At 68.0% G+C, this 19,157-nt stretch carries 24 protein-coding genes; 1 reads left to right on the top strand and 23 read right to left on the bottom strand.

Going from position 1 to position 19,157, the window contains the following annotated elements; all coding sequences use genetic code 11:
- Positions 1-5: 5 nt before the first annotated feature.
- The 6 genes from ASF71_RS00940 to ASF71_RS00965 are packed head-to-tail and all read right to left on the bottom strand — an operon-like array spanning position 6 to position 4,935.
- A complete protein-coding gene (locus ASF71_RS00940; protein WP_056293519.1) occupies positions 6-530 on the bottom strand; it encodes a ParB/RepB/Spo0J family partition protein in 525 nt (174 codons plus the stop codon).
- Positions 527-1,876: a phosphoadenosine phosphosulfate reductase family protein gene (locus ASF71_RS00945; protein WP_056293522.1), complete on the bottom strand. Its 1,350-nt coding sequence runs from the start codon at positions 1,874-1,876 to the stop codon at positions 527-529. The genes ASF71_RS00940 and ASF71_RS00945 overlap by 4 nt, the downstream gene beginning before the upstream one ends.
- Complete coding sequence (locus ASF71_RS00950; RefSeq protein WP_056293525.1) at positions 1,864-2,532, bottom strand: hypothetical protein; 669 nt, start codon at positions 2,530-2,532, stop codon at positions 1,864-1,866. Before ASF71_RS00950 ends, ASF71_RS00945 begins: the two co-directional genes overlap by 13 nt.
- Positions 2,532-3,323, bottom strand: coding sequence for a phosphoadenosine phosphosulfate reductase family protein (locus ASF71_RS00955; protein WP_056293528.1), 792 nt, complete (start codon positions 3,321-3,323; stop codon positions 2,532-2,534). The genes ASF71_RS00950 and ASF71_RS00955 overlap by 1 nt, the downstream gene beginning before the upstream one ends.
- Positions 3,320-4,054, bottom strand: a complete 735-nt coding sequence (locus ASF71_RS00960) for a hypothetical protein (protein ID WP_235514067.1) — start codon at positions 4,052-4,054, stop codon at positions 3,320-3,322. Before ASF71_RS00960 ends, ASF71_RS00955 begins: the two co-directional genes overlap by 4 nt.
- Complete coding sequence (locus ASF71_RS00965; RefSeq protein WP_056293531.1) at positions 4,051-4,935, bottom strand: hypothetical protein; 885 nt, start codon at positions 4,933-4,935, stop codon at positions 4,051-4,053. The genes ASF71_RS00960 and ASF71_RS00965 overlap by 4 nt, the downstream gene beginning before the upstream one ends.
- A gap of 612 nt (positions 4,936-5,547) precedes the next feature.
- Between ASF71_RS00965 and ASF71_RS23375 the strand changes: the two genes are divergently transcribed.
- Complete coding sequence (locus ASF71_RS23375; protein WP_156372537.1) at positions 5,548-6,303, top strand: hypothetical protein; 756 nt, start codon at positions 5,548-5,550, stop codon at positions 6,301-6,303.
- 4 nt (positions 6,304-6,307) lie between these two features.
- Here the strand turns inward: ASF71_RS23375 and ASF71_RS00970 are convergent, their stop codons facing one another.
- From ASF71_RS00970 to ASF71_RS01045, 17 genes are all read right to left on the bottom strand, one after another.
- A complete protein-coding gene (locus tag ASF71_RS00970) occupies positions 6,308-7,858 on the bottom strand; it encodes a hypothetical protein (protein ID WP_056293534.1) in 1,551 nt (516 codons plus the stop codon).
- Positions 7,855-8,469 carry a hypothetical protein gene (locus ASF71_RS00975; protein ID WP_056293538.1) on the bottom strand — a complete coding sequence of 205 codons (615 nt, stop codon included), beginning with the start codon at positions 8,467-8,469 and terminating at the stop codon, positions 7,855-7,857. The genes ASF71_RS00970 and ASF71_RS00975 overlap by 4 nt, the downstream gene beginning before the upstream one ends.
- A 99-nt stretch (positions 8,470-8,568) precedes the next feature.
- The gene (locus ASF71_RS00980; protein WP_235514068.1) at positions 8,569-8,997 is read right to left on the bottom strand and encodes a VRR-NUC domain-containing protein; all 429 of its coding nucleotides are present in this window, start codon (positions 8,995-8,997) and stop codon (positions 8,569-8,571) included.
- Positions 8,994-9,341, bottom strand: a complete 348-nt coding sequence (locus tag ASF71_RS00985; RefSeq protein WP_056293545.1) for a hypothetical protein — start codon at positions 9,339-9,341, stop codon at positions 8,994-8,996. Before ASF71_RS00985 ends, ASF71_RS00980 begins: the two co-directional genes overlap by 4 nt.
- The gene (locus tag ASF71_RS23380) at positions 9,338-9,781 is read right to left on the bottom strand and encodes a hypothetical protein (protein WP_056293551.1); all 444 of its coding nucleotides are present in this window, start codon (positions 9,779-9,781) and stop codon (positions 9,338-9,340) included. Before ASF71_RS23380 ends, ASF71_RS00985 begins: the two co-directional genes overlap by 4 nt.
- On the bottom strand, positions 9,778-10,395 hold the full coding sequence (locus tag ASF71_RS00995; protein ID WP_056293555.1) for a hypothetical protein: 618 nt from the start codon (positions 10,393-10,395) through the stop codon (positions 9,778-9,780). The genes ASF71_RS23380 and ASF71_RS00995 overlap by 4 nt, the downstream gene beginning before the upstream one ends.
- On the bottom strand, positions 10,392-11,162 hold the full coding sequence (locus ASF71_RS01000) for a hypothetical protein (RefSeq protein ID WP_056293557.1): 771 nt from the start codon (positions 11,160-11,162) through the stop codon (positions 10,392-10,394). Before ASF71_RS01000 ends, ASF71_RS00995 begins: the two co-directional genes overlap by 4 nt.
- Complete coding sequence (locus ASF71_RS23385) at positions 11,159-11,347, bottom strand: hypothetical protein (RefSeq protein WP_156372538.1); 189 nt, start codon at positions 11,345-11,347, stop codon at positions 11,159-11,161. Before ASF71_RS23385 ends, ASF71_RS01000 begins: the two co-directional genes overlap by 4 nt.
- Entirely contained in the window at positions 11,344-12,171 is an 828-nt protein-coding gene (locus tag ASF71_RS01005; protein ID WP_056293558.1) for a hypothetical protein, read from the bottom strand. The genes ASF71_RS23385 and ASF71_RS01005 overlap by 4 nt, the downstream gene beginning before the upstream one ends.
- Positions 12,168-12,641, bottom strand: coding sequence for a hypothetical protein (locus ASF71_RS01010; RefSeq protein ID WP_056293561.1), 474 nt, complete (start codon positions 12,639-12,641; stop codon positions 12,168-12,170). Before ASF71_RS01010 ends, ASF71_RS01005 begins: the two co-directional genes overlap by 4 nt.
- A complete protein-coding gene (locus ASF71_RS01015; RefSeq protein ID WP_056293563.1) occupies positions 12,638-13,138 on the bottom strand; it encodes a hypothetical protein in 501 nt (166 codons plus the stop codon). The genes ASF71_RS01010 and ASF71_RS01015 overlap by 4 nt, the downstream gene beginning before the upstream one ends.
- Positions 13,135-13,620: a hypothetical protein gene (locus ASF71_RS01020; protein ID WP_235514069.1), complete on the bottom strand. Its 486-nt coding sequence runs from the start codon at positions 13,618-13,620 to the stop codon at positions 13,135-13,137. The genes ASF71_RS01015 and ASF71_RS01020 overlap by 4 nt, the downstream gene beginning before the upstream one ends.
- Entirely contained in the window at positions 13,617-14,279 is a 663-nt protein-coding gene (locus ASF71_RS01025) for a 3'-5' exonuclease (RefSeq protein WP_056293567.1), read from the bottom strand. The genes ASF71_RS01020 and ASF71_RS01025 overlap by 4 nt, the downstream gene beginning before the upstream one ends.
- The gene (locus ASF71_RS01030; RefSeq protein WP_056293569.1) at positions 14,276-14,536 is read right to left on the bottom strand and encodes a hypothetical protein; all 261 of its coding nucleotides are present in this window, start codon (positions 14,534-14,536) and stop codon (positions 14,276-14,278) included. The genes ASF71_RS01025 and ASF71_RS01030 overlap by 4 nt, the downstream gene beginning before the upstream one ends.
- A 50-nt stretch (positions 14,537-14,586) precedes the next feature.
- The gene (locus ASF71_RS01035; protein WP_082505279.1) at positions 14,587-16,314 is read right to left on the bottom strand and encodes a UvrD-helicase domain-containing protein; all 1,728 of its coding nucleotides are present in this window, start codon (positions 16,312-16,314) and stop codon (positions 14,587-14,589) included.
- A 154-nt stretch (positions 16,315-16,468) separates the two neighbouring features.
- Positions 16,469-17,026: a hypothetical protein gene (locus ASF71_RS01040; protein WP_056293573.1), complete on the bottom strand. Its 558-nt coding sequence runs from the start codon at positions 17,024-17,026 to the stop codon at positions 16,469-16,471.
- A gap of 54 nt (positions 17,027-17,080) precedes the next feature.
- Positions 17,081-19,150, bottom strand: a complete 2,070-nt coding sequence (locus ASF71_RS01045; RefSeq protein ID WP_056293575.1) for a ParB/RepB/Spo0J family partition protein — start codon at positions 19,148-19,150, stop codon at positions 17,081-17,083.
- Positions 19,151-19,157 lie beyond the last annotated feature (7 nt).

Below are 19,157 nucleotides of genomic sequence, written 5' to 3' on the forward strand. Positions count from 1 at the left end.
TCAATTTATCCTGATCTCTGTGGCGCCCATCCCTTACTAAAAGTTGTCTTGTACTGGGTACCGCGCTCGGTCATGCCGCCCCGGTCGTAGAGGCGCGTGACCTCCTCGCGCTCCATGCCGCAGCGGGTCATGACCTGCTCGACGCTCAGGCCCTCCTCGTCTCGCAGGCGGCGCACGATGTCGGCCATCGGCAGGACACCGTGCTCACCTCGAGCGCGGTTATGGCGAATGGTGCTGAGCATTTGGTCGCCGGTCGCAGGCGGCAGCAGGCGCACCACTGGCACCCGTCCGTCCGTCATGGCGTAGACCTCAGGGTCAGCGCTCGTGGTCCAGCGGTGGAAGCCGTCCACGATCTCGCCGTCCGGCCGGGCCACGATGGGCTGAGTCCAGCCGTCTTCGAGGATGCTCGTCTTGAGCAGCAGCATCTCGGGCTTGGCGACGTGGTTGGGGTTGTAGCCGTTGGCGTGCAACTCGTCGCGGTGCACCCACTCGATTACGTTCAGGGGCTGGGCTTGTATACCTCGCTTCATGGGGTGTCTCCGGTGAGGGCGCGCATCTCGGCCAACTCGTCGAGGTAGGGCTGGAGGTTCGCGCGGTACTTGGCGAGGGCCGCGGCGAAGGCCGCGGCCGTCTTGCTGCCCAGCTTGGGCTGACGGCGCTGTTTGAAGTTCCCGCGCATGGCCATTTTCACGAAGAAGGCCCAGTCGTAACCGGTCAGCGGGTGCTCCACGCTCGGCGCCAGGAGGTCGGCCGTCTTGCGGTAGTGCATGCGCAGGTGGGCGCGGATGCCCTTGCTGACCTGAGCGGCCTCTTTCGGCGGGAAGTTGGCCACCACGAGGTCCCGCAGCCAGTCCTCGTAGGTGATGCCGGGCGGCTTGTCAGGCACGTCTCCGAACGCATACAGCTCGGTTCTGGAGTAGCGCTTGGCGGTCTGCGCGCCCGGCACGCGCGAGAGCATCCGGTCCCACAGCGCCGGCTCGCACTGGTGGTACTGGTCCAGGCGCTGCATGGGCTCCTCGCCGAACGGCGGCGCTAGGCGCTGCTTGCCCGGCGTGAACCCGATCTGGTCGAGGAGGTCGTAGACCCGGCAGTAATCCCACCCCAGCTCCTTGGGAGCGAGCCACACGTCGCCGGTCTGCCAATCGTAGATGGGGTAGGCCTTCCACACGTTGCCCGCGTGCTGGATGTCGTTAGCCCCGCCGTACCCGCCCGAGTCCTTGATGATGTAGTTGTCCTCGACGCGCCGGGAGACGGCCGCGCGGCGGATCAAGCTCTCGTCGGCCCGGATGCCGAGCAGCTGCACACAGTTGCCCAGGCGCGGGGGGAACAGCAGGCCGGACAGCTCCGGGATGCTCAGGCGCTGGGCCGGGTCGGTGGGGTCGTAGCCCGGCAGCACCGTGATCGCCTCGGGCGGCAGGTCGCGGACCCACAGGTGCCGGTCCTCAGGGGCCCAGGGGTACCACGTCGGCGACTCTGACGAGCAGGCGTTGCGGTGCTTGACCGGCACGCACATCCACTTCAGCGCCACGTCCGGGTCGGCGGCCACCCGGCGCACGTAGTCCACGTTCTCGCTGTAAATCGCCTCTTCGTCCCAGAACACCACTTCCAGTGGCGTGCGCCCCAGCTCGCGGGCGGCCTCCAGCGCCAGGTTGAGGACGATGGTCGAGTCCTTGCCGCCGGAGAAACTCACGCTGACGTGGTCGAACAGTTCGAAGATGTGCCGGATCCGGGCACGGGCCAGCGTGAGCACGTCGCCTTCGAGCGGCGCGGGCTTCAGGCGGGCGTTTTTCGGGTTGTACGTGTAGGGCCGCAGGTCCGGGTGCGGCGCGGAGATCCCGTTGGCCTCCTGGAGGGCCAGGGTCATCACGGGGTCCATGCTGGGCCTCCCTGGTTGCTGCGCAGGCTCGCGCGACTGGGTAGCGCGACGACCGCTTCGCCGCCGGGTGTGAACTCGACGAGTGAGGCGTCCGGCAACGGCTGGGCCCCACCGAAGGGCAGGCTGCACAGGTAGGTGCCCTCGGCGGCGCGCAGGGCGTAGAGCGGGTGGCCGCGCCGGGCGGCGAGCACGCGGCCATCCGGGTGCAGGGCCAGCAGCGCCAGCGGCAGCCCTGGCGTGAGCTGCTCGATCACTTCGGCCGCGCCGATCAGGGTGGCCTCGCGGTTGAGCAGCAGCGCCAGGACCTCGCTGTCACTGTCGGTCTGGAGCGTGAGCCCGGCGCGCAGCGCGTGGAAGCGGTGGCCGGGCACGGTGCCGTTGTGCGCCACGAACAGCGGCCCGGCTTGGAGGGGCTGGGCGCAGGTCAGATCGTCGTGTCGACCGGCGGTCGCCATGCGCGCGTGCCCGATCAGGCTGCCGTCTACCGGGGTGGACAGGCGCGTGGCGTCGAGCGGACCCGCCGCGACGTGGCGCACGCCGCGCGCCGCATGGCCGTGAGCATGGGGCCCCCGGGTGCCGGCCAGTCCGGCGACGTGGCGAAGCACGTCCGCCTGCGGCGGGCCGCCGCCGCGCACGAATCCGTAGAGGCCGCACATCAGGACACCCCCCGGAGCTGCATGTAGGCCGCGGCCTGGGGCAGCACGGTCGCGGCCTCGCGCACGAGGTCCGGGTTGATCTGCCACGTTTCGTCCCAACCCCGCTCGGGCGTGGACGTGTAGAGGCGCTGCGCCCAGTTGCCGGTCCCCACCTGCCAGCCGCGCGGGTAGCCGTAGATGGGGGGCAGGCTGTAGCCCTCGCGCTTGAGCAGCGCCAGGACGGCCTCGTGCGGCCAGTCGCGGATCGGGCTGTAGCGGCTGACCCCCTCGCGGTTGGTGTAGAGCCCGTCCGGGCCGCAGTGGTTCCCCTCCGCGTGCCGGCGCCCCAGCACGAGCAGGTTTAAGCCGTGCTCCTTGAAGTACCGGCGCTGGGCGGTGTGCTGCACCACCCGGAACCAGCGGGCGTTGTCCTGGGGCGTCTGCGGGAAAATCATCCGGGGATTGCTCCGGAGCCAGGCCAGATCCTGGCCAGTGTTGATCACGGTGAGCTGCTCGGGCATATGGTCGGTCACCCAGGCCAGGAACTCCGGGTACTCCAGGTTGGTCATGCCGAACACGCAGGCCTGCACGCCGAGCTGGGCGCACAGCCACTCGATCACGAGCGAATCCTTGCCGCCGCTCCAGGCGAAGGCCACCCGGCGACCGGCAACGAGGCCACTCATCTCTTCAAGGGTGCGCGCGACCAGGGCGTCAAGCTGGGCGGCCGGGTACAGCCGCTCGGCGTGCTCCCAAGCGCTGACCCAGGCCTCCTGGCCGGAGATCTGCTTGCGGGGAATCAGGGCGACCGTCACGGCCGCTCCAGCGCGCAGCTCTCGGCGCCGGGCCGGTCTTCGGTCAGGAAGATGGTCTGGGCCATCATCCTGAAGCCGCTCATGCGCTCGCGGAAGACCTCGATGGATTCCTCGGGGTGAATCGAGTCAATGACGGCGTTCGGACCGATGGCGTTGAACTGGTGCGAGACGCCGCGCGGAATCTGCATGTCCACGAAGCTGCACTCCGGCACCACGAGGTTGTACCGGGTGCGCTGCACGCCGTTGGGCAGGTCTGGTAGATCGTCGGTGAACTGCTCGGGCTGGAAGGGCGTCACGCCGGCGACGTTGGTCACCACGAAGGGGGACAAGCTGCCCACCCGGATCACGGTGCCGGGACCGGTCATCATCCGCACGAAGCGGGTCCCGGTGTGCAGGTGCATCCGCGAGCAGATCCCGCGTTCGCTCGTGTCGTAGAAGTCCATCAGGTACCGCGAGCTGGCGTAGCCGTCGAAGGGCTTCTCCAGCATGTACACGTCACCTTCTTCGAACTCCTGGGCGCGGATGATGCCGTCTTCGTCGGGGCTGCGCGCCGCGCGCGCGCCGTGCGAGGTGCGGACGATCCGGGCGAAGGCCCACACCAGGCGCTCGGCCAGCTCGGGCGAGAGCAGCAGCACGGGGGTCACGACGTTGCGGCCGGGGTCCACGAAGTTCGCCACGTCGTGAACTTCATCTTCGTCATCGGCGTGCTGCTTCATCGGGTCGAGGTTCACGCCGCCACCGTCCCGGTGCTGTTGTACTGGCGGACGATGGCGAGCAGCGCGTCCGGCGCGGTGTCGACTCCGAACTCGGCGCGGGCCCGCTTGATGGCGTCGAGCACCATGGTGCGGTCGCTCTTCTTGACCACGTAGACCAGCTGCACGTATTCCTCGTCCGGAAACTGCGGTGCGTCCGGAGGGCTGACCGGGCCAGTGGGGGTCGCTGGGGCGGGGGCGCTTACCGCATGATCGCCGGAGGGCTCAGGGTTGACCGGCGAAGGCGCGGCCAGCGGCGCGGGGGCCTGGGGTCCGGCCGACGTCGGCGCGGCGCTCGCGGGGGCCGGGGCTGGGGCCGGGGGCGCGATGAGGCTGTTGAGGAACTCGCTGGGCGCGGTGGGCAGGGTCACCTTCGCCGCCGCCGTCTCCTGTTCCAGGGCGAAGGCATCGAGGTCGAAGCCGGTCACGGCCAGCAGGTCCTCGTCGAGTGGCTTCAGGAACTCGGCCAGCAGCGTGTCGTCCCAGCCGCCGAGCTCGCCCGTGCGGTTGTGGGCCACGAGGTAGGCGGAGGCCTCGGCCTCGTCGGTGAAGCTGCCGCCGCGCGTGACCGGGATGAGCCAGGCGCCGTCGGCGCGGACCTGCACGAACTGGGGAGCCGGGCTGCCGGCAGCGTGGGCGCGCTCGAGCACCGTGAGGCGGCCGTGTCCGGCGATGAGGCGGCCGGAGGTTTCGTCAATGCTGACCGGGTCGCGCATGCCGAAGCGCTCGATGCTCGCGGCGATGGCGCTCTCGGCGTGCTCTTTCGGGTTGCCGGGCCAGCGCAGCAGGTCGGACAGGGCCATGTACTCGATACGGAGGGTGTCGGACGGGGGGGCGGGCGTGTTCGTACTTCTGGGCATGACGCTCCAGCCGCTGTCTACCGGGGTGGACAACGGGCGACGCACAAGGATTTGCCACAGGGGCAGCGGCGTCGGCTTCGAGGTGATCGAGGGGCAGGGGATTCCTGCGGCCCGGTGGACGCGGACCTGGGCGGGAGGCTCGCCCACGGCCGCGATGTCTCCGGATTGCGGCTCCGGAGCGGCACGGTGGTCAAAGGCCTGCAGGTCCAGGTCATGCCGCAGTACCCGGAGGAGGGTGCGGCCGCACTTGGCTCAGGCCGCCCCCAGTGCGTGGGGGCAAACCGAAAAACCGCCCAGCTCGGGGCGGCGCGGCAGAGATCGGGATTCAGTTGTGAGGAGAGGACTGGCTGCGCCCTGTCTCGGGCGGCGTCATCGAAGGTGGAGGATCAGGAGTTGGGTCGCTACTTCATGGGCGGAACCTCCAGCAGTAGACCGTGCTCGGCAGCACGGCCCTGCACGCCACGAAAAACCCCCGCCGAAGCGGGGGCCTGTATTCGAGTAGACGTTGTGCAGGGTAGTAATGATTAAGGGATTTCTGCCCGCATTTGTCAAGCCCCCCCCTGCAACCGGAGGACCGGTCGGCGCGTACATGCCTTGATGAAGAGGCTTCTCGTGTGGGTCGTACTGTCAATTGTTTTCTTCGGCGGAATGATTGGGCTGTTTGTGTTTTTCCATGACGCGCTGACTGGCACCGATGCAGCGAAGGCGGCGGCAGCGCTCCAAGCTATTTTTGCCTATGGAGCCATCTTTCCTGCCGGGGCTGTTCTGCTTGTCGCCATTCAAAGCGAGACGCGCGCCTCTAAAGCCGAAGCACGCGTCATTGCATCCGAAGCGGAAACTGAAAGGGTAAGGCAAGCCGCTCTTGAGCAATCTGCCGCAACATATGAGCTTGCTCAAGCAACGCGCGAACAGGCCGCACTGATGCGGGCACAGGAAAGCCGAAATCTAGCCCCAAATCTAGCCCTGGTCCATACGGGTGGCACAGGCGCCTACGCCAAGTTTACTTTTATCAATCTCAGCACCCAAACCATGTTCATTCAGGAGGCTGTGGCAATAGACCCTCAATTGCAATCGAGGCTCATGCCTGTCCACTCCGAAACAAAGCTGAGAACCAATACAACGCGTGAAACCAAAGTTCTTCTCTCGGGCGAACAAACCCCGACCAAGCTTAACAATACGCGCCCTACTAGCACTGAGGAAGCGGAAAACTTGCTTAGGGTTGGGGTAACTCTATCGGAACTGATTACCACTGTGATCGTAAGATTTCTGCACGCTCCTTCGGGGAGTCAAGTATTGGTAAAAACTTTCCGAGTCAGTTTCCCCGGATTTGAGGACACGGCTATTCCGATAATCGAAGAGATTATTTGATTCATCAATGCTCTCCAGGTCCCGGATGCCCCTCCGGGATCTCGCTTTCGGAAATGTCCTTGAGCCGGTGCGGCAGCATGAGCGCACGCCGCACGGCTTCGAGCGCGAGCACCAGGTTGGGGTACTTGGCCAGCTCGGCGCGCAGCTTCAGCCGACCTTCGGACTCCCGGTAGATCAAGAACTCGTCATCGTCCTGGCGCCGCCCCTGCTTGCGTCCTCCAGCGCGGTCGCTCATGTCCTCAATCCACCGGCAGAGCGACCCCCAGGCCTGCGGGCCGGCGCGCGTGCCGGTCAAGCTCTCGATCTCGGCCGCGTTGGCCACGAGGACGCTGTGCCCGTCCGGGCCGTAGAGAATGATCAGGCGGGCGTAGTACTGGACCATGCCGCCGCCTTCGAGCGGTTCGCGGACGGACAGCACGTCGCCGTGGAAGTAGCGGCCAGTGCCGTGCTTGGGCCGGGCGCGCTCCAGCTCGGCGTTGACCGCGACGTAGGTCGCGCGCAGGCCCTGCACCTCGTCGGCCAGCGCCGTCGCCTGGGCCACCTTGCCGGCGGCGAGCAACTGGCAGACCTCCAGGGAGAGCGGGTAGGCGTTGACCAGGCTGTCGTGCAGCTGCCCCTGGAGTTCATTACCCTTGCGCGAGTCGCTCAGGGGCGCGTCGGTACCGCCCTCGTCGGCCAGCGCTAGGCCGATCACGCGCGAGAGGGTGCGGTGGATCTGCGCCTCCTCGCGCTCGGCGGCCGTCAGCTCCAGTACATCGGAATCACTCAGAAAATATCGGCGGTGGACGCACTTGGCGACGTTGTTCAGCATGGCTCGACTGCCGCGTTCGACGTCGGCGGGCGTGAGGTCGCGCACCGGGGCCGCGAGCACGGGGGCCTGCACAGGACCGCGCCCGTCCCGCCCGGCCAGGTTCGCCGCCGCCGCCTCAGCGGTCGCTGCGCCCAGCAGGACCTGGAACAGCGCGTCCTTCTCCGGCCGGGTCGCGCCGATCGGGGCCACCGATGCGGCGAGCTGGCGGCCTCGCTGGTCGGCGTCTTGCCGCAGCCGGGCCGCTTCCTTCTCGACGAGCTGGAGGTGAGAAACCGTAGCACCCGGTTGCGCCCGCTCGTCTTCAAGGGCGGCCTCATGGGCGCGGAGGGTGCGGAGCTGCTGCACCCAGCGGCCCCAGGTGGGGCGGCTGCGGGCTTCGACGAGCGCCGGGGGATCGGCACGAGGGGGCGGCGCGGCGGCGACGTGCAGCAGCGGTACGCTGAGCAGCTCGCCGTCGGCGAACTTCAGCCGGACGCTGGGGGACTTCACGTCGGCGCGCGGCGTGCGCACTACCTGGGCGCGCTGGCCGAAGCGGGGGTGAGTCGCGCGCGGCGGCCGGTAGAACACCTCGGCGCCCTGGGCCAGCGCCATAAGCGGCGAGCTGGGAAGCACCTTGGGGCGGGCGTTGGCTGCCTCAAGGCGGCGGTCGTCAGCGGCGAAGGCGGCGGCCAGGCTCTCCTTCCACGTTGGCGCCGGGCGGGCAACGAGTGGGTGCTTGGGTTTGATGGCCTTCGCGCTGCTCACGGCGACTTCCTGGCCAGCTCGGCACGGCGCGAGGCGGCCGCCACGTCGCCAGCGGGCGTACGCACGTAGCCGCGGCCCGAGACGACAATCCAGCCCTTGCGCTGGAGGTCGAGCAGCAACGCCGTGTGTTCCTCATGCAGCGGGGTCTGAAGGCCTTCTTCGCGTAGGCCAGTCGCCTCCAGCGCTCCGACCGCCGTAACGACCTCACGCCCGAACCCACCCAGCAGCACAAGCTGCTGCACCAGGCGCCGCCGCGCCAGCTCGCCCAGGCCCACTCTGGGCACCTGAGCTGGGCCGTAGGTGTCGCGCCATTCGACCAACTTCACTTCACCGTAGCCCGTGAGAACGTAGCCTTCATCGAGCGTGCGGCCCTTCTTGTCTTTCCAGATGACCCACCGGATGCGGCGGGTCTCCTCGTGCAGGTGCCGCAGCAGGGCGCGGTGGTGGTCGCTGATGCTGTGACGCGCGGGATCGCGCAGGTCGTCGGGATCCTGGAGCTTAGGGCGCAGGCCTGCGGCTTCGAGCGCGGGGATCGAGAGCAGAGGCTGGCCCGAGAAGACGGCAAGGAGACGGTAGAGGTCAGGTTCGGGCAGGCCGGGCAGTTCGGACACGCAGTGGACTCCTGGGAGAGAAAAGACGATGGGCGCGGGGGAATCGCGCCCAGTCTAGGGAAAAAGTATATCCAATGTCTTTTGCGGGTCTGAAAACGGCTATTGGGTCGCCTCGGCTTCCAGCACGGCGTCGAGGTGCCAGGCCACCACGACCAGGAACCCTGCGGCCCGTAAGTACTCGTGGCATTCGAGCTGCTTGGCGGTTGGCTTCTTGCCGGGCTGCTTGAGCTCGACGAACCACATGCGCCGCTGGCCGTCCGGCTTGTACATCTGGAGGTCCGGCCAGCCGGGCGTGTACCAGACTGTGCCGCCGCTGTCGCTGCCTTTGAGGGCTTCCTGCACGCGCCACCCGCGCGCCTTCAGCTGCGCGCAGGCGGCGGCTTGGAAGTCGGCCTCTTTCGCGTAGCCGTTGCTCTGGCTGGCCGCGAGATAGCCCGCGACCGGTGGAGGGGTCGCGGGCTGGTCGGGAAACAGGTGCGGGTGCCGGCGCTGGTAGCGCCGCAGGTCCGCGTCGGACATCCGGGTCATCTCGGCAAAGAAGGTAGCAGCACCACCGCCGCCGTGCTACGCCACAACCGCCACCAGGGCCGGAAGCGCGTGATCTGAACCTCGACGATCCGGTAGGCACGGCTGAGGTCCTGCCCGGCCATCGCGCGGGCATGGTGCGCCTGGAGACCTAGATAGCGGCCCTGAACCACTCTGCCGGTTTCGGCGTCGTAGGGGATAACCATGCGGTCCAAAGTCAGGTGGTCCTCGGGGGCTGTGACGCCGCCCAGGCAACTGGCGGCCGCTGCCGCTCGGGCGCGGGCGACCGGGTGACGAGGGCAGGTGAGTGCGTGCTGGGTCTGGTGGCAATGGGGACAGGGGGTCATGAGGCTCTCCGGGTGTAGGTGCCGTCCTGCAGCTCGGCTACGCCGTGACGGACCAGGACGCTGAGGGAACGCTCCGCCAGGCTGTAGGACATGCCGTAGCGGCAGGCCACCTGCTGGACGGTAAGGGGGCGGTCGGGGTGCAGCAGGGCCCAGCACTGGCGCTCGATGGTGCCCAGCTTCTGGACGGCGGCGGTGACGGGGCAGGGCAGAAGTTGGGGCGCAGGCTCGGGGAGGCCCTGGGGCTGGAGGTGCCGTTCCGGGTCGACGCGGTAGAGGCCTCGGCCGACACGCTCGAGGCGGTCGTCGGCCAGCAGCCGGGAGAGGGGGTGGTGCAGTTGCTCCCGGGTGAGACTCAGGTCGGCCGTCATCTCGGGGTACCGCCACTCCCGGCCCGGCTCACGCCAGAGCAGCGTGAGCAGCTGAACCGGGACGGAGCTCACGCGAGCCTGTAGCGGCCGTACAGGTCGCGCACGACGAGCTTGCGGGTCACCGCGACGGCGCCCACGTCGCGCACCCGAGCGAGGGACCAGTGCAGCCGCCCGGCCAGGGTCTCGGCGCCGGGCGCGTTCCCCTTGCGCCGGTCCACGGTGAGGTTGCGGACCTTCAGGACGAACTGCTCGACCTCCAGGTCGCTGACTGGGGAGGGCGGGGGAGGGGGCGCAGGCGGCGCGGCGACAGGAATGGGCGCGGGCTCAGTCTGTAGGCGGTCGCGCAGCCGCTGTACGGCGTCCTGATCTACCCGGCCGAGGGCCTGCACGGGCAGGGGACTGTGCACTGGCGGCGTGGGTGCAGGTAAGGGCGCGGCGGGGGCTTCGAGGGGAGGAGGCTCCGGCAGCGGCTCTGGCGCACTTGGCGCGGGCGCGCCGGGGAGACGGAGGCGGTACCGGCCGGTGGCCACCTTCTCGACGTCGAGGGTGAGGGCAAGCGTCCGGAGCCGGCCGCTGACGACGCTGGGCACGAGTTGGAGTCGGGCGGCAATCTCGGCGCTGGGCCAGATGCGGTCGGGATCTGTGAGCATCACGTCGAGGACGGCCTGGTGGGCGGGGGTGGTCATGTCGGTAGCTCTCCTTCCCAGGCGGCCCGGGCACCTCGGATGGCGTCCCACTGGTTCGGTCGGGTGGGGCCCTCACGGACCTCGCCGGTCGTGCGGTCGGTGGCGGTGACCTGCCAGCCGTCGGCGCGGCCCAGGACCGCCACGTCGGCGCCGCTGGAGCGCAGGCCGTCGAGCCAGTCCCAGGGTTTCTCCTGATCGGCGTTGCCCTGGAAGTCGGCGCCCTGGTAGTCGCGGCGCTCGCGGCTGCCGCGCTGCACGGCGGTCGCTAGGGCGAAGCCGCGCTTCTCGGGCGGCAGGCTGCTGTAGGGCACCTGCTCGCCGGTGACGGGGTGCTGGATATGGACGCCGTTCGCCATGGTGCGGGCGGCCTCCGCGACGGCGGCCACGTCGGCGCTGGAGGGCTTCTGCTTGCCGGTCGTGGCGCGGGTCACATCGAGTACGACCTGCCAGTCTTCAGGCACCACGCCGCCCAGCGCGCGGGTGATGCGCTCGGGCGGAAGCTGCCAGCCCCGGAGGTCGAATTCGCTGGCGTCAGCGGCATATTCGATCAGCTGATAGGCCCGCGAGCGGCTCATGCTGAAGCGTGCCAGCGTGTAGGCCTCGAAGGTGGCGTGCTCGGCCCGGTAGAGGCGGGCATCACGGATCTCGGTCAGGGCCTTCCCGGCCAGGACCGCCGCCGCTCCGCCCACCATGACCTGAGTCTCCAGTTCGACGAGCCGCGCCCGCTCCTCGGGGGTCATGATCTTCTCGACGTCGATGAAGCTCACCGGCGACCGTCCGGCGCTGGTTCCTGCAAGGTCAGGGCAGGCGCGCAATCCAGCTTCTCCGGCATACGGCGCAGATAGAGCGGCAGGTCGGCGTCCACGTCGCGCCCCAGGGCCTCCCGCAAACGCTTCTGCTGGCGACCATATTCGCGGCGACTTAGGCCGTCTCGGTTCCCAGCTACGCTCACTGCTCCTCGCCCCCTGTCTCTGCCTCCGGTGCAACGGGCGTGTCACCGGTCGCGGCCGCAGCCTGCACGAGCGCCGCCTGGGCGTGAAACCGCAGCAGGTTCCAGGCGCCGGCCAGGGCGCGCGCGACGTGTGGGCTGTTGGGGCTGGTACCCGTGAAGGCCAGGGCTAGGTCACCCGGTACGGCGACCCAGTGCATTTCGCGTTGGTCGGGCAGTTCGAAGCGCTGGGCCGTGAGAAGTACATTCTCAGTCATCAAGTGGCCGTGTTGCTTGGCGGTCAGCGCTTCAGTGAACTGCGGCTTCGCGTCTCCGATCCCCACGATCACATGCGCCAGGTCGAGGGGGATCTCCAGCGTGAGGCCTGTGCCTCCGGATACCTCAGAAGTGTCGCTGCCCGACCGCTCAGGTGTGTCGTCGAAGAGCGGCCCGAGCGCCTGCACGGAGGCGAGTGCGGCGCGGGCACGTTGGCCTTCGTCGTCTTCGAAGTCGCTGGGGTGGTCGAAGGTGTGGAGGGGCTGAGGACTCCATTCACCTGGGGAGCCGTCGGTGTAATTGCTCTTGTCGGCGTACCACGTCACGGTTTCCCGGAGCGTGGCGAAGGCTTGCGCCTGAAGCTGCGCCGTGGTCGGGTCGGCGGCGAGCGGCGTCAGGACGGCCGCGCGCACTGACGCCGCCGCCGCTCGCATCTCCCGTATCGCTTCATGGTGGGTGAAGGAGGCGCCCTCTCCTGCCTTCACCGCTTCCTCGACGGTGCGCAGGCGCTTCCACGCCTCGCCGAAGGCCTCGAAGGCGGCCTGCTCCAGCGTCAAGCCGTGCCGGGTCACTGCTGACCCGCCTGGAAGGTAGCGACCACTTCTTCCGCGCGCAGCAGGGCGACCAGGAGGGCGTGCGTTTCGCTGTTGCCTTCGCCCTCGGCCAAGTCGGCAAGCAGGGGGCCGACAGGCTGATGGATCTGCACGAAGGCACCCTCTTCGGCGGCGCACAGGGTGTAGAGCCAGCCACGCTGCCGGATGGCGTGCTGCACTCGGACCTGTAAGGCGGCCATGGCCCACGCCCGGATCTCGTAAGGCCCGTCCGGCAGGGTCTGGCTGAAGATGTCCGACCAGCGGCCATGATCCGGCCCCGTGTAGGCGTCGGAGTAGGGCATCTCGGCACTGAAGGTCCGAGCCTTGCCGTCGGTGCCCAGCGGCCAGATCTTGATGAGGTCGGGGCGCACCTGGGCCAGCCGCTCCAGCGTGGCCGGGAGGGGGAGGGTGCGCGTATCGACGGGGGTGGTCTGTTGTTCGTCGCTCATTTCAGGTCCTCGGTGGGCGTGGGGGCGTCGAGCTGGGCCAGCAGCGGCAGCACGGCGCGGCTGTAGTCGCGGCAGGCACCGGCGAGCAGCCCGGCGACTCCGGTGGCGGCGTTGCGGTTCTTGTGGCTGGAGGCCTCTATGCGGTCGCGCGTGGCCAGCGCCTCGGCCTCCAGCGCCGCGAGCCGTTCGGCCGACAGGGGCGCGGCCTGGGCGGCCAGCAGTTGGTCTACGCCCAGCGCTAGGCCCTTGATCAGCGCCGCGATTTTCTTCTCGACTACGCTGGCGCCGAGGCCGCTATAAAGCCGCTCGGCGTAAGGGTGCGCGTTGGCTGCGAGCACGCGGATCTCCTCGACCGTCAGGGGACTGTCCTCGGGGAAGTCGGGGGCGGGCTGCACATAGCCGTGCTCAATCAGCAGCTCGTCGAACCGCACTTGGACCCCCTTGGCCTGGTCCCAGAGTTGGGCAGTCGTCGGTCGCTTCTTGTCCTTGCCGGTCATAGCTGCGCCTCGACCTGCGCGAGAATCTCGGTCTTCAAGTTCCACAGCCCCAACCCTCCTGGGGTGGCGACCGGCACGGCCAGCACACGGACCTTGTCCAGCACCAGGGCGACGCTGCCGAAGTACCACTTCTCCTGGCCTTCGGGGCAAGGGTCGCCGGGGAGCAGCAGCCCCGTAACGTGTACGACGCTGGTGATGGCCTTGTCGGGAGAGTCCTTGCGGCCATAGCGCACGCCGGTCACGCGCTCGATGTAGTCGGCCCCTGCCTTGTCATAGGTCCCGCTGCTGTGTAGGGCGATGTCCTGACCGACGATCCGCCGTGCCTGGGCCATCAGGTGGGGGTGAGGGGCCCACCTGGGGCGATTCTCGACGCCTTTGCCATGGCGTTCAATGGCCGGATTCCAGGGGCGCGAGAGGGAGAGGGCCTTCACGAGCGCCACTTCACGCTCCAGGGCGGTGAGCAATTGAGGAGCGGTATTCACGTCGTTGCCCGCAGGACGATTCCAGCCTCGTTGCCGATCCAGGGCACGTCAGCAGTGGTCAGGGTGGCCGTGGCCTGGATGAGCCGCAGCGTGGCCAGGGCGTCGTCGAGGGCCGCGTGTTTGCGGAGGTCGAACGTCTCGACCTTGCGCTGGGCGCAGGCGCGCTCCAGCTTGGGCCAGCGGTACTCGGCCCAGCGGGTGTCCCAGTCGGCGGCGATAGGGGCGTAGGCGAGCATGACGCAGGCGCTGCGCTCCATGAGATCTGAGACGAGATCCAGATCATCGCTCTGCCAGGTCGGTACATGCACGTCAAGCGATTGCAGGAGGCGCTGCCAATCGAATCCTGCGTTGAAGATGGCCACCCGGCGACCGCGCAGAACCTCGCGAAGCTTGGGCCAGAAGTACGCGAGGGTCGGCAGGTCGGCAAGATCGGCGTCGCTGATGCCGTGAATCTCCTGAGCCTTTGCCGTGACTGGGCAGCTCGGGCGCATGCGTGCGTTGAACAGCGTGCGTCCCCAGGCGTCCACAATGCCCAGCTCGATCACTTCACCGGTAAGACTTGTCGTCTCGGTGTCGAGCACGGCCAGCATGGGGTCAGTCGCGAGGTCCTGGAACACGTCGAGGGCGGCCTGCTGTTTTTGGGTGGGGGTCGGAATCATCGTGAAGCTCCTTTGTCGTGGCGGGCGATCTGGATGTCCTGCAGCACGGTGTTCATCTGGTCGGCGATGGCCCACTGGGTTGAGGTGCTGGCCCCGGCCTCACTCGCCTTCACGAGGTCGCGGGCGTAGTCCTGCAACTCCGACCACTCGTCTAGGACGGGGTAACTGCTGCGGGTCGTCTTCGGGTGGATCAGGTCGGCGGCGTAGCGGACCCAGTGACGGAGGGCGGGCTTGGTCTGCCATTCGAGTTCGCTCACGTAGGCCCCAAGGGGAAGCGGGGGCGCCAGCAGCAGCCCCCGTGGAGAACTCAGTTCAAGGTCAGGCGGGCCAGCAGCGAAGCCAGCGCCTTCTCCTCGCTGACGTGTGCTGTGCCGGTCTCGCGGCCGTCGGTGTGCCGGATGTTCACCCGGCGCAGGCCGGACTCCGGGCGGCTCTCCTTGACGGTCCAGCCCAGGGCCAGCAGCCGCGCGCGGTCGTCGAGCGGCAGGGGGAGAGGCGCGGGGGCCGGGGCGTCAAGCGCAGGCTGCTGGCCGGACTCCAGCACCCAGAGCAGCTCGCGCTTCGAGCGCGTGAGGGCCACGAACTTGACACACCGCTCGCCCTCGATGTCCTGCGGAGTGCTAGCGCGCGGGTGGGGCAGCAGCTCGCCGCGCAGGATCGCCACGCGGTCCGCCTCCAGGCCCTTCGCGCGGTGGACGGTCGACAAAATGACAGCCGGGCGGCTGTCGTCGAAGATGCTGTTGAGCGCGTTCTTCAGGTCGCTGACGGTGCGGGGATTCGCCTTCGCGACGACGATCTTCAGGACCTCCAACTTGTCGTCAAGGTCGTCCACGGCGCGCGCCAGCTTGTCCTCGTCGCCCAGGTGTCGGCTCGTGAGGCTGGCCACTTGCAGAGTGCGGTAGGCCATGACCCGCTCCGGGAAGGCGGCCATGTCCGGGTTCCGGCCCATGATCTTCTCGATCAGCTTGATGAGGCCCGCCGCGATGTCGCGCCCGCGCACCGTCGCGTTGACGCCTTCTCCGATCAGCTCGTAACAGGCGGCAATCAGGGGGGCCGTGACGCGGCACAGGATCAGGTCGCCGGGCGCGACGTGCTTGTGCAGCTCCTCGCGCTTCACGTCGCGTACCACGCCCTCGGCAGCCCCAGGCGCCGGCAAGATGTCCGGGGTGACGGCCTGGGCCAGCCGCACATGCGACACGGGGCAGCGGTAAGTGACGCTCAGGGGCAGCTCGGCCGCGCCGAGGCGCGCCTTGATCACATCCATGCTGCGGTGGTCGGCCCCAGCCCAGCCATAGATGGCTTGGTTGCGGTCCCCAATTGCCATAACGCGGCCGCCGCGCTTGACGGCCGAGAGCACGACCTCCAGCTGCGCGGCGTTCAGGTCCTGCGCCTCGTCCACGATCACGAAGTCGTAAGTGCGTGGGCGTAGGCCCCACTGGACCGGCAGGTAAATCATGTCCGTGAAGTCGATGATCCCCTGCTCACGCGCCAGGCGCTCGCTGTGCGCCAGCACGTCAGGCAGCAGCTTGAGCGCCGCCGCCTCGACTTCGGGATCGAGGTCCACGCCGTAGCTGTCCACCATGTCGAGCACCGCTTCCGGGTTGGCCGGATCAGTCAGGGTGAGGCGCACGAAGTCGGCCAGCCGCATCAGGGCTTCCTGGGTGGCTTTGTACGTCTCGAGGTTCTGAATCATCAGCGGGTCGAGCACCATCGCCGAGACGGCCTTGAGCTTGTCGCTCTTGGTGTTGGGTGCCCCGTTGGGGAGCGCCCGGCGAAGCGCGCCCATGCCCAGGCTATGAATGGTGCTGGCCGTGCATCCAGCGGGCAGACGTTCCTTCAGCTGCTCGGCCGCGTGCTTATTGAACGCGAGGAACAGGACCTGACGACCGGCGAGTAGGCCAGCGCACTGGACGGCGGTGGTGGTCTTGCCCGCTCCGGCGGTCGCGGCAACGATGGCGTGCCCACTCCCGGACTTGACCCAATTGAAGATCTCCTGCTGATAGGTGCTCGGCTGCATGGCGGTCCTTTGGGGCATCTCTGGCGACGCCCCCGGCCTGGGGAAGGGGCTGCCCCGGTGGCAGCTCTGCCTAAAGTATATTCAATATACTTTAGGCATTCAAGAAGGATATTGAATATTCAGAGAGCGCCCCCTACGACCGTTGCAGTCGTAGGGGGCGCTCTTTAGAAGGTCAGTTGTAGTGGCTCTGGAGCTGCTCGGCGGGCGGCGGGGGCATGTGAGCGTAGGTGTCGATGAACACCTGGCGCAGCGTGCCCGGCTTCTCGCCTGCCTCGTCGAACGCGCCCATGCGGTTGCCGGGCACTTCCCAGATCTCGGCGGGGTGCTCTGGCAGGCACCCGCGTTCGGCCAGGAGGTCGCGTAGGGCGTCGAGGTCGCGGGCGAAGTAGATCTCGCTGGACTCGCCCACCGCGAAGAACTTGACCGTATCGGCCATCCGCTCCACGCGCTCCAGTTCGGCCAGCACTAAGGCACCGGCTCGCAGCAGGTTGCAACGGTAGTCGTGGGGCTTCAGTTCGGCGGCCGTCCAGGGCCACAGCACGCGCGTCAGCGCGGGGGCAGTGCCGTCAGAATCGTCTTCCGAGCGGCCAGCAACAGCGTAGGCAGCGGCCGCCATGGCAAAGTCGCCTTGGACGTGGGTGTCGTCATGCTCCGGGGTCCAGCCCTCACGGCTGATCTGGGCGAGGCGTTCGGTCTTGAGGTCGTTCAGCAGGGTGTCCAGGGTAGTCATAGTGGTTCCTCCGGTTCAGGGCGGGGGCCGCAGCAGCAGCCCCCAGAGAGGGCTTCAGTCGGCGGCGGTTGCGGAGTCGGGGAGCATGACGGCCTTCGCGGTTTCTTTGAGCAGCGCCCAGCCGCGCAGCTCTTCTATCGGCATGACGTTGAGCTCGGCGCGCAGCATCTGGTCAGCCGGGCGCGGGTCTTTTGGGTCAGTCGGGTCGAGCGCCAGGTCCTCGACCAACGCAGAGGTCTGCTGAACCGTGAGCTTTTCGATCAGGTCGAGGGCCTGGGCGCGGTACTGGGCGTCTTCGGCGGAGACCTGATCTCCCACCGGGAAACGGACCAGCGGAGGCACGTAGCCGCGCTCGTGCAGGGCCACCGCGTGTTCGAGGATGGCCGCGCGAATCTGCGTATTAGTGGATAGACCCGACAGCTTGCCGAGGCCCTCGCCGTCCTCAATCCCGGCATCCTTCGCCAGCTCCAGCAGGCGGTCGCGCGGGTAGGCCTTCAGGTGCTCATCGGTGAGCTTGTAACTGATGGTGGCCCCGGTGTCGGCCGCGAGGCGGGTCACGAATGCGTATGGCGCATGCACAGGGTTGTATTCGCTCCAGCCGCCTACCGCCTGGGCGATCAGCACGCTCTGAATGTCCAGCAGTTCTTCCAGCTGAAGGGTCAGCAGCTTCTGGAGGAACTCATAGACCTCTTTGCCCTCCGAGCTGTAGCTGAACTTCACGCCCATGAGGTGTTTGGGCTGGTGGTGCTCGTTGACGGCCAGCGCCCCGCCGAGCTTGGCGTCGATCTCGCGCAGCCGGTCCATGCCCGCCGGGATCGGAACCGCCTGGGTGTGGGTCAAGCTGCCCCGCAGCGTTACGGGCGCCGCCTCCAGAATCGAGAGGATCGTCAGCGCCACAGTCCGCTTGTGGTCCCCGACCAGTGCTGTCCGGAGCGCCGTAGCGCGGGCGACATGGCTGTCCGTCCAGCCAGACTTCCGGATGGCTCCGCCTGCACTGCCGGAGGCCTCCGAAGCCGCAGCGCTACGCTCCTTGGCCTGCTGCTTGGCGCGTTCGCTCTTGGCGTCGGCCACGCGTGCGGCGCGCTCCTCCTTGACCTCACCGGTCACTGTGCTGACCAGAATGATCGTCCCGAACAGCTTCTTATCCGCGTCATAGGTGGTGAACTCGTCGTAAGCGAGGCGCAGATATTCCGAATCCATCTTGCGCAGTTCGACGAAAAACTGTCCCGTCTTCCCAGTCAATTCCTTTTCGCGGGCCTTGGCCCAGTCGAGCTGGAGGGCGAGCGCCGCCTTGGGATCCGCGAAGCGCGCGGGCTGGCTGTGGTACAGATCCTCCAGAATCTCTAGCCCGGAGGCGGCCACGTCGAACCTGGCGTGCTCGACGAGGAAGCTGCTCTTCTTGATGAGGCTCGCGAGGCCCTGGACGTTCGTGCCCCGCTTCGCGCTTTCCACGACGTGCTTGCGCAGCGGCCCGGTGGTCTGGGCGATGACCTGCGCCTGCCCGAGGTTGATTTCACGCTCGCGGTACAGCTTGCGGCCGTCCTCGCCTAATCCAGCGGCCAGCACCAGGCGCTCCTGCACGAACCGCACGCTGCGGCCGTAGCGCAGGGCGAGGTCCTGCGGGGTAGCGCCCAGGGTCACCATTTGCGCGAAGGCGTCGGCTTCCTGGAGGGGGTCAATGTCCGCGCGCTCCATGTTCTCGGCGACCGCCAACTGGAGGGCTTCAAGGTCGTTCAGGACCTGCACCCGCACGGGCACCATGTAATCGGCGGGGACGCGGCCCGACTCGTGCAGCAGCTTCAGCGCGCGCAGGCGGCGGCCACCGGCGATCACTTCCACGTCCTGGCCGTTCTCGGCGATGCGACCCACGAGGTTCTGCATCAGACCTTTCATCAGCACCGACACGGCCAGCTCCTCGAGGGCAACCGGGTCGAAGTCTTTGCGCGGGTTGAGGTCGCTGGCGACGAGCTGGTCGATCCGGAACATGCTGAGGCTGCTGTCGGCCAGGATTGGAGTCAAGGCCTGGGCGGGCGCGTCGGCCACCAGCTCGGGTTCGGGCACCACGTCGGCCACTGCCGCCACGTTACCGACCGGTTGGGCCTGATCCGCCGCCGCACTCTTCAAGGCGACA

The organism is Deinococcus sp. Leaf326 (assembly GCF_001424185.1).
Classification (GTDB): Bacteria; Deinococcota; Deinococci; order Deinococcales; family Deinococcaceae; genus Deinococcus.